Raw genomic sequence first — 8,765 nt, forward strand, 5'->3', positions numbered from 1 at the left:
TTCGCAGAAAGTCGCAATCATTACCGCAGGTGGCAGTGGCATGGGCGCTGAGGCCGCACGGCGGCTGGCCGCTGATGGCTTCAGGGTGGCGATCCTGTCGTCGTCCGGCAAGGGCGAGGCGCTGGCGGCCGAGCTGGGCGGCATCGGCGTGACCGGCTCGAACCAGTCGGTAGAAGACCTGCAGCGTCTGGTGGATACCGTGATACAGCAGTGGGGGCGGGTTGATGTGCTGGTCAACAGCGCAGGCCACGGCCCGCGCGCACCGATCCTCGAGCTGAGCGACGATGACTGGCACCGTGGCATGGAGGTGTACTTCCTCAACGTGGTGCGCCCGACTCGCCTGGTGACGCCGATCATGCAGCGCCAGGGCGGCGGCGCCATCATCAACATCTCGACCTTCGCCGCCTTCGAGCCGGATCCGGCGTTCCCGACCTCCGGGGTGTTCCGTGCCGGGCTCGCGGCCTTCACCAAGCTGTTCGCCGACCGTTACGCGGCCGAGAACATCCGCATGAACAACCTGCTGCCGGGCTTTATCGACAGCCTGCCGGAGAAAGAGGAATTCCGTAACCGGATTCCGATGGAGCGGTACGGCAAGGCCGAGGAGATCGCGGCCACTGTCGCCTTCCTGGCCTCCGAGGGCGCGGGCTACATCACTGGGCAGAACCTGAGGGTCGATGGCGGCATTACCCGTTCGGTGTAACTGGTGCATGCAGCTGGGCGACGACTTCCGTTAGCATGTCGCCCCTGTTTCCCGCTATCCGGATCCGCCCCATGAGCACCTCGATGTTCCGCCAGGCCACGGCAACCGACGTGGACCGCTGCTACCAGATCGAAACCAGCGCCTACGAAGGCGACGAAGCCGCCACCCGTGAGAAGATCGCCACGCGCATCGCCCAGTACCCGGAGGGCTTCCTGGTGCTGGAGGCCGATGGCCAGGTGATCGGCTTCATCAACAGCGGCTGCGCCGACCAGGTGGTGATGTCCGACGAGGCCTTCAAGGAGCTGGTCGGACACGACCCGCAGGCGCCTAACGTGGTGATCATGTCGGTGGTGCTCGACCCGGCGTACCAGGGCCTAGGCCATGCCAGCCGGCTGATGGCGCGCTTCGTCGAGCAGATGCGCGAGCGCGGCAAGGCGACCATTCACCTGATGTGCAAGGATCGCCACGTCGGGCTGTACGAGAAGATGGGCTACACCTATGTACGCCCGTCGGCCTCCGATCATGGCGGCATGGCCTGGCACGAAATGATCATGGTGCTCTGAAGGGCCTTCGACTAGCATCGACGCTTTTCGCAGCCAGGGAGAGGCCTGTGAACTACGTCGTGATTGCCGCACACCGCAGTGAATACCCTGCGCCCATCACCTTTGCCCAGGGCACGTTGCTGGATATTGGCCAGCGTTACGAGGGCGACGAGCACTGGGAGGACTGGTACCTGTGCAGTTGCCACGGTCAGGAGCCAGGCTGGGTGCCCGGCCAGCTCATCGAGCGGCTGGGCGTCGGTCGAGGCAGGGCAGTGGAGGCCTATTCGGCGCATGAGCTGGACGTTGACCCCGGCCAGCCGCTGGAGGGCCTGCGCCCGCTGAACGGCTGGATCTGGTGTCGTCGTGCCGGTAACGGGGAGCTTGGCTGGGTGCCGCTGGCGAAGCTGCGCCTGCTGGACTGAGTTCAGGCCATGGCCAGGACAGCCGCGCTGTCGAGAATCCGCGCATAGTCCATGGCCAGGTTGCCCAGCGCCAGGGCATGGACATCCTCCGCCGGCCACAGTCTGCCCTGCAAGTCGTGCTGGTCGAAGGTGTAGCAGGCATCGGCCACCACTACCGTATCGAACCCCAGGTTACCTGCCGAGCGTGCGGTCGACTCCACCGAGTTGTTGGTGATCACCCCAACGATGACCAGCTGGCTGATGCCGCGCTGGTGCAGCCAGCGTTCAAGCCCACTGTTGCAGAAGGCGTCGGGCACGTGTTTTTCGAACACGGTCTCGCTGGCGTGCGGAGTGAAGGCGGGCTGGAACTCGCAACCGGGTTGGCCCGGCCAGAACACCGAATCGGGATCGCGGGAAACATGGCGCACATGCACCACCGGGCGCATGCTCGCGCGCCAAGAAGCGAGCAGTTGGTTGATGCGCTGTTCGGCTTCGGGGTTGTTGCGACGGCCCAGGCGAGGGTGGTTGATGCCGTTCTGCATGTCGATGATCAGCAGGGCGGCGTTGTTGGCGAGCGCGGTCATCTCCGGTAGTTCTCCTTGTCTGGGCTTCGGACCGTAGCACAGGTGTGTTACCTGCGCAGACGTCATCGCGGGGCAAGCCCGCTCCCACGCCGATCGCCTTAACCTCGCGTCTTTTACCCGTGGGAGCGTGCTTGTCCCGCGATGGGAGAAATCATCATCTGATATGCTTTTTTTCCTCGAACCTGAATCTGTAACCGTATCAGCGGCTGCCGGACAATACGTTCAGGCCCAGCCTTCCAACCCGGTGTGCGCTGGGCAGGTTGCCCCGCTGCACTGCCGCAGCGGCCAGCCCCGCCGTTACGACATCACACTGTAGAGGTTCCGATGGGCAAGCTCGCGCTGTTTCTGGGTGGTTTTCTGCTGCTGACTATCATGATTGGCCTGCTGGGTACCATCCCGCCAAGCTGAGCCGTAAAATTTTCTTGTCCCGGCCCGCCTGGCGCAATGGCGGGCCAGACACGTCGCCCGGTTTACCCTGCCCCCTGGCCGCAGTCGTCTAGACAAGCGGTATCTGCAAGTCGTTCTCAAGTACAAGTCGCTCGTGTAATCTCGCGCCCCCAATCCCAGGGCCCGGGCACACGGGCCGTTCACTTGCCTTGGAGACAATACACACTATGGAATGCAAGAAGGGCACTGCAGCGATGCTGGAGTGGCGCGGTCGTTTTCTCGGTGAGGGCATCCTCCACGAAGCGGACTACGATCAGGCACTGCGCCGTGCCGAAGAGTTGGAGCGTTCTGGTGTGATCAGCGCAAGCGAATGGATCGAGTTGGTCAAGCTGGCCAATGCGGCTTTACTGCGCTTGTAAAAATTCCTTCAAGGCTTGTAGAAACTGTCCACAAAAATCGTGGGTAGGTCTGTGGATAAAGCGCTGCAGGCCATTGTTTTCAGGGTCTCTGTTAGATTGAGCAGAAATTGAGCAGCCCTGTTCAGGGCTGTTTCCCACTGCGCAGACCAGCTTCGCGCAGGGCTTGCAGCAGTTCGCGGACCTTCGCCGGCCGGTCGCCGGCTGGGTACACGGCGTGCATCTGCGGGTCCTGTCCGGTGCTGGATGTCAGGTGGTAGTCGGGACAGACCCGCACCAGGCGCCCGGCACGTACCTCCGGCTCCCCCAGCCAATCCGCCAGCCGGGCGATACCGGCCCCCGCCAGGGTACTCTGCAGCACCGCCACCCCCGAGCCCAGGCGCAGCCGAGGCCGCGGGCGCAGGCTCACGGTGTGTCCATCCTTGCTGAAATGCCAGGCCTTCAGGATGCGCGGCGCGGTGTGCAGAATCAGCGTATGCCGCTCCAGGTCTTCCAGTACCTGCGGTGTGCCGGCCAACGCCAGGTACTGAGGGCTGGCGTAGAGATGGCGGCGGTAACGCCATAGTGGATAGCCGATCAGCTCGCTGGACTGCGGGAAGGCCCCGCGGATCACGAAATCCAGCTTGCCTTGCAACGGGTCGAAAGCCTGGTCGCCGTACTGTACGTCGAGGGTGACGTGGGGGTGGCGCCGGGCAAATTCGGCCAGCACCGATGGCAGCACTTGCAGGGCCAGCACCTCGGGCGCGGCCAGGCGAATCCAGCCTTGGGCGTCGCCGGTCAGCGCCGCCAGTTCGTCGGCGGCATCCCGTTGCACATCCAGCAAGCGTTCGGCGTGGGGCAGTAGCCGCTCGCCAGCTTCGGTCAGGGAAACCGAACTGGCGCTGCGGTTGAACAGCTTGGCGCCGCTGTTATCCTCCAGGGCCTGCACAGCTCGGGTCACCGCGCTGGGCGAACGCCCCAGGGCACGGGCGGCGCTGACGAAGCTGCGCTTGTGCGCGACGCTGACGAACGCCTGTATTTCACGCAGCATGTCCAGTGCCATCGCGGGCCTCCTTGTTGCAGTTTTCGCAATATGGCATTTCAACACACGCGCGCCGCTTTGATTAGTCTGGCAGCCTGTTTTGTGCCGCCCGGACCCTCGAGATGATGGATATCGCCCTGCTTTCGCTGTTCGCCTTCGCCGCTGGCCTGATCGACGCCGCCGTTGGAGGTGGCGGGCTGATCCAGATCCCGGCGTTGTTCAACGTGCTGCCCAACGCCCAGCCGGCGGCCTTGCTGGGCAGCAACAAGCTCGCCTCGGTGTGCGGCACCAGCTTTGCGGCGCGTTCGTTCATCCGCAAGGTCACGCTGGACTGGGGGCTGATCGTGCCGGCGGCGCTGAGCGCCTTCGTCATGTCGTTCTTTGGCGCGGCCACGGTATCGCTGGTGCCGGCAAGCGTGATGCGGCCGATGGTGCTGGTGCTCATTGTGCTGATGGCCATCTACACCTTCTGCAAGAAGGACTTCGGCACCTTGCACAAACCGAGGGTGATCGGCCGCAAGGAACAGTGCCTGGCGGTGCTGATCGGTGGCGCCATCGGCTTCTATGATGGGCTGTTCGGGCCGGGCACCGGCAGCTTCCTGATCTTCCTGTTCATTCGTTTCTTCGCCCTGGACTTCCTGCATGCCTCGGCCTCGGCAAAGCTGGTCAACATTGCCACCAACCTGGCCGCGCTGGTGTTCTTCATCCCGTCGGGCAATGTGCTGTGGGCCATTGCGCTGCCGATGGCGCTGTTCAACATCCTCGGTGCGCTGACCGGCACCTGGCTGGCGGTGCGCAAGGGTGCGGGTTTCGTGCGCGGGCTGTTCCTGGTATTGCTGTGCGTGTTGATCACCAAGCTCAGTTGGGACCTGCTGGTCGGATGAGTCACCGCACCTGGCGCTGCCCTTCGGCCTGCTCGACCCGGTTGCGGCCTTGGGCCTTGGCCCGGTAGAGCGCTTGGTCGGCGCTGGCCAGCAGTTCGTCGAGGCTGGGCGCCGGGGTGTCGGCGGCGCAGCCGCTCAGGCCGATGCTGACGGTGATCCGCAGCGCCTGCTCTGGCTGGGCGATATGCAGGTCCTGCACTGCCCGGCGCAGGCGCTCGGCGGTAAACCTGGCCAGCTCCGGCGCCAGCCCCGGCACGATGATGACGAACTCCTCGCCACCGAGGCGGGCGAACAGCTCGCCGTCGTGCAACTGGTCCTGCAGGGTCATGGCGAACTGGCGCAGCACCTGATCGCCGACCCCGTGGCCATGGCGGTCGTTGATGGTCTTGAAGTGGTCGATATCGAGCATCATCAGGGTCAAGGGCAACTGCGGCGTGTGCTGACGGCTGTCCAGCAGGGCGTTGGCGCGGCGGGTGAAGGCACTGCGCGACAGTGTGCCGGTGAGGTGGTCGATGGTTGCCTGATGCGCCAGGCGCGCCATCAGGCTGCGGTTGGCGCTGCTGACGCAGGCCAGCACCAGCGGGCCGAGCACCAGCATGGCGATGCCCAGGCGTGCCGACATCAGGGTGGTGACCCCCGATTCGCTCTGCGGGATGCTGAAGTGCATGAGGTTCTGCGCCACGGCGACGATCAGCGTACTGCCCGCGGTCAGGGCCAGCAGCGCCACCAGGAACGGTGAATAGCTCAGCGCGCACCACAGCAGTGCGGCGATCGGGAAGGCGATGGCCCCGGGGCCGCCGAAGACGATGCTGACCGCCAGCGAGGCCAGCAGTACCAGCAGCGGTGCCAGGCGGATCGGCTGGCTGCCGTGGCCGCTCAAGGCGCGGGGCGAGGGGGCGGTGAGCAGCACGGGCAGGACCAGCACGCTGGTGGAGAACTGTTCGCTGAACCAGGCAAGCCATGTGGCGCGCAGCGATTGTTCGAACCAGGGCGTGGCCATCACACAGGCCAGGCTGGCGGCGACCATGGCACCGACCGCGCAGGCGCCGAACAGGCGCAGGGTGCCGTGGGGCGTACGCAGGCGTCGATGCACGCGTGGCAGGCGGGCCATCAGGTACCAGATGCTGACGATGGCGCCGAGGTTGCACAGGTTGAACCACAGGGCCGGTTTCCAGGCGCTGCCGCAGCCGAGGTCGGCGGCCACCATGGCCAGGTAGATGAGGGCGAATCCGGAGGGGGTGGCCTGGCGCGGATTGCGCAACAGCACCCCGGCGAGCACGGCGTTCACCGGCCAGAACAGCGACAGCGACTCGATGGGGCGGGCGAGGATGCCGGCCAGGGTCAATGCCAGGGTCAGGCCGAACAGGATCAGCGGGGGCAGCAGGCGCGACGGAGCTGATGACACCATGGGCTCGACCGACAAGCGAAGACAGAATCCAGGAAAACGGCCGTAGGCACCTGGGACGATAGTCTGTGAGTGTCTTTCAACTGCCCAATTGATGTCAATTCGCCGCAAATCGCTTGGATCGTGGCGACTACAGGCCGAACACCCACGGCACCATCAGCACGGTGACCAGCATCACCAGGAAGGTGAAGGGCACCCCGACCTTGACGAAGTCCCCGAAGCGGTACTGCCCGGGCCCCAGCACCAGGGTGTTGACCGGCGACGACACTGGCGTCATGAACGCCGCCGACGCCGCCAGGGCCACGGTCATGGCGAACGGGTAGGGCGACATGCCCAGCTGCTGCGCGGTGCTGACCGCCACCGGGGCCATCAGCACCGCCGTCGCGGTGTTGGAGATGAACAGGCCGATCAGCGCGGTGAGGGCGAACAGGCAGGCGAGGATCACGCTCGGCCCTGCGCCGCCGAGGGCGCCGACCAGCGCGCCGACGGCCAGGTCGATGCCGCCGGTCTTCTGCAGGGCGAGGGCGAAAGGCAGCATGCCGACGATCAGCACCAGGCTCTGCCAGTGGATGGCGCGGTAGGCGCTGTTCATGTCGATGCAACGGCCGGCGCCCATCAGCAGGCAGCCGATCAAGGCGGCGATGACGTTGGGCACCAGGCCGCTGACCATCAGCCCGACCATCACCGCCAGGCTGATCAACGCGTAGGGCGCGCGGGCGCGGGCCGGGGCGACCTGGTCGATTTCCGCCGGCAGGCTCAGCACCAGGAAGTCGCGGGGCTTGCCCTGCAGCTGGCGCACCGCTTTCCATGGGCCGACCACCAGCAGGGTGTCGCCCAGTCGCAGCTTCTCTTCCACCAATTGCCCTTCGATCGCTTGCTGGTCGCGGCGCAGGCCGACCACGTTGAGGTCGTAGCGCGTGCGGAAGGTCAGTTCGAGGAGGGTCTTGCCGATCAGTTGTGAGCCCGGAGGCAACGAGATCTCGGCCATGCCCACTTCCTGGGACTGGTCGATGAAATAGGCCGCCTTGAAGTGCAGGGGTTCGAGGAGCATCGACTGGCACAGGCTGCGCAGGTCGTCGCGGTTGGCGAATAGGTCCAGCAGCAGCACGTCGTCCTGTTGCAGCAGGGTACCGGAGTCGGCAGTGATCACCCGGGTGGTGAATTTGTGCTGGCGCTCGATGCCGATCACGTTGGCGCCGTGGCGGGTGCGCAACTCCAGCTCGCCCAGTGTGTGGCCGATCAGCGGCGAATGGGGGCGGATGCGCAGGCGCCGCTCGCGGCCGCTGAGCTTGTAGTCCAGTACCAGGTCGAGCAGGGTGCGGCGGCTTTCGACGCGGCCGTCCTTGCGTACCTCGCCGTTGAGCCAGTGGCGGGTCAGCAGCATGTAGCCGATACCCAGCACCAGCACCACCAGGCCGAAGGGCGTGAAGCTGAAAAAGCCGAAGCCGCTTTCGCCGTGGCGCACCAGCTCGCTGTGCACCACCACGTTCGGCGGGGTCGCGACCAAGCTGAGCATGCCGCTGATCAGGCCGGCGAAGCTCAGCGGCATCATCAGCCGGCTGGGCGAAAGCTGCAGGCGTGCGGCGATGCTCAGCACCACCGGGATGAAGATCGCCACCACGCCAGTGGAACTCATCACCGAGCCCAGGCCAGCCACCGCGACCATCAGCAGCACCAGCAGGCGCGCCTCGCTGTTGCCGGCGCGTTCGCTCATCCATTCACCGATGCGGTAGGCGATGCCGGTGCGCACCAGCCCCTCGCCGATCACGAACAGCGCGGCAATCAGTACCACGTTGGGGTCGCTGAAACCGGCCAGGGCTTGCTCCACGGTAAGAATGCCGGACAGCGGCAGCGCGAGAATCACCAGCAGGGCAACCACGTCCATACGTGGACGGTTGATGATGAACAGGACGACGACGACGGCCAGCAGGCCTAGGACCCAGAGCAACTCATGGTTCATGGGGAGGGGATGTTCCTTCACACAGGGGCACGATAGGCGATGGCCCTAGTGTGGCAGCTCGACGCGAATGCGTCGTTGACGTGCTGCAGTGTTTTTGCCGGTTGGCGATCTGCTGCGTAATGGCAGGGCGCTTGGGGCGGGCCCGCGGCCCCCCCCGTACTGCTGAATCAGTGGCGATGCTTGTGCTTGCGGTTGCTGTCGCCCATATGGTTGCCGATCGCGCCGCCCGCCGCGCCGCCCAGGCCTGCGCCGATGGTCGAGCCGTTGGCGCCGCCGAGCTTGCCGCCGATCAGCGAGCCACCGGCCGAACCCAGGCCGCCACCGATGGCGGCTTCGGCCCGGTTGCCCTTGCGGGCGCCCACCGCGCTGCCGGCCGCACCGCCCAGGCCCGCGCCGATGGCTGCGCCGGTGCTGCCGCCGATCTGTTTGCCGACGACGTTGCCCAGGGCGCCACCCAGGCCGCCG

General features: G+C 65.7%; 10 protein-coding genes. 5 read left to right on the top strand and 5 right to left on the bottom strand.

Annotated elements, in window-relative coordinates; genetic code table 11:
• From CC207_RS20875 to CC207_RS20885, 3 genes are all read left to right on the top strand, one after another.
• On the top strand, positions 1-700 hold a 700-nt coding region (locus CC207_RS20875; protein WP_218192831.1), incomplete at its 5' end, for an SDR family oxidoreductase.
• Positions 701-771: 71 nt separating this feature from the next.
• Positions 772-1,263 carry a GNAT family N-acetyltransferase gene (locus tag CC207_RS20880; protein ID WP_028691849.1) on the top strand — a complete coding sequence of 164 codons (492 nt, stop codon included), beginning with the start codon at positions 772-774 and terminating at the stop codon, positions 1,261-1,263.
• A gap of 47 nt (positions 1,264-1,310) precedes the next feature.
• The gene (locus tag CC207_RS20885) at positions 1,311-1,664 is read left to right on the top strand and encodes an SH3 domain-containing protein (RefSeq protein ID WP_028691848.1); all 354 of its coding nucleotides are present in this window, start codon (positions 1,311-1,313) and stop codon (positions 1,662-1,664) included.
• A gap of 2 nt (positions 1,665-1,666) precedes the next feature.
• Here the strand turns inward: CC207_RS20885 and CC207_RS20890 are convergent, their stop codons facing one another.
• Positions 1,667-2,227 carry a cysteine hydrolase family protein gene (locus CC207_RS20890; protein ID WP_028691847.1) on the bottom strand — a complete coding sequence of 187 codons (561 nt, stop codon included), beginning with the start codon at positions 2,225-2,227 and terminating at the stop codon, positions 1,667-1,669.
• Positions 2,228-2,841: 614 nt separating this feature from the next.
• On the opposite strand from CC207_RS20890, the gene CC207_RS20895 reads away from it, so the two are divergent.
• The gene (locus CC207_RS20895; protein WP_028691846.1) at positions 2,842-3,033 is read left to right on the top strand and encodes a hypothetical protein; all 192 of its coding nucleotides are present in this window, start codon (positions 2,842-2,844) and stop codon (positions 3,031-3,033) included.
• A gap of 121 nt (positions 3,034-3,154) precedes the next feature.
• Here the strand turns inward: CC207_RS20895 and CC207_RS20900 are convergent, their stop codons facing one another.
• Entirely contained in the window at positions 3,155-4,072 is a 918-nt protein-coding gene (locus tag CC207_RS20900; protein WP_028691845.1) for a LysR family transcriptional regulator, read from the bottom strand.
• A 101-nt stretch (positions 4,073-4,173) separates the two neighbouring features.
• On the opposite strand from CC207_RS20900, the gene CC207_RS20905 reads away from it, so the two are divergent.
• The gene (locus tag CC207_RS20905; protein ID WP_028691844.1) at positions 4,174-4,935 is read left to right on the top strand and encodes a TSUP family transporter; all 762 of its coding nucleotides are present in this window, start codon (positions 4,174-4,176) and stop codon (positions 4,933-4,935) included.
• 1 nt (position 4,936) lies between these two features.
• Here CC207_RS20905 and CC207_RS20910 read toward each other — a convergent pair whose 3' ends face one another.
• From CC207_RS20910 to CC207_RS20920, 3 genes are all read right to left on the bottom strand, one after another.
• On the bottom strand, positions 4,937-6,358 hold the full coding sequence (locus CC207_RS20910) for a GGDEF domain-containing protein (protein WP_028691843.1): 1,422 nt from the start codon (positions 6,356-6,358) through the stop codon (positions 4,937-4,939).
• A gap of 112 nt (positions 6,359-6,470) precedes the next feature.
• Positions 6,471-8,300: an SLC13 family permease gene (locus tag CC207_RS20915; protein WP_069017201.1), complete on the bottom strand. Its 1,830-nt coding sequence runs from the start codon at positions 8,298-8,300 to the stop codon at positions 6,471-6,473.
• 167 nt (positions 8,301-8,467) lie between these two features.
• Positions 8,468-8,765, bottom strand: a 298-nt coding sequence (locus tag CC207_RS20920; RefSeq protein WP_256582144.1) for a glycine zipper domain-containing protein, incomplete at its 5' end; no start/stop codon positions are given.

It is taken from the genome of Pseudomonas sp. DrBHI1 (assembly GCF_002205115.1).
Taxonomy (GTDB): domain Bacteria; phylum Pseudomonadota; class Gammaproteobacteria; order Pseudomonadales; family Pseudomonadaceae; genus Aquipseudomonas; species Aquipseudomonas mosselii.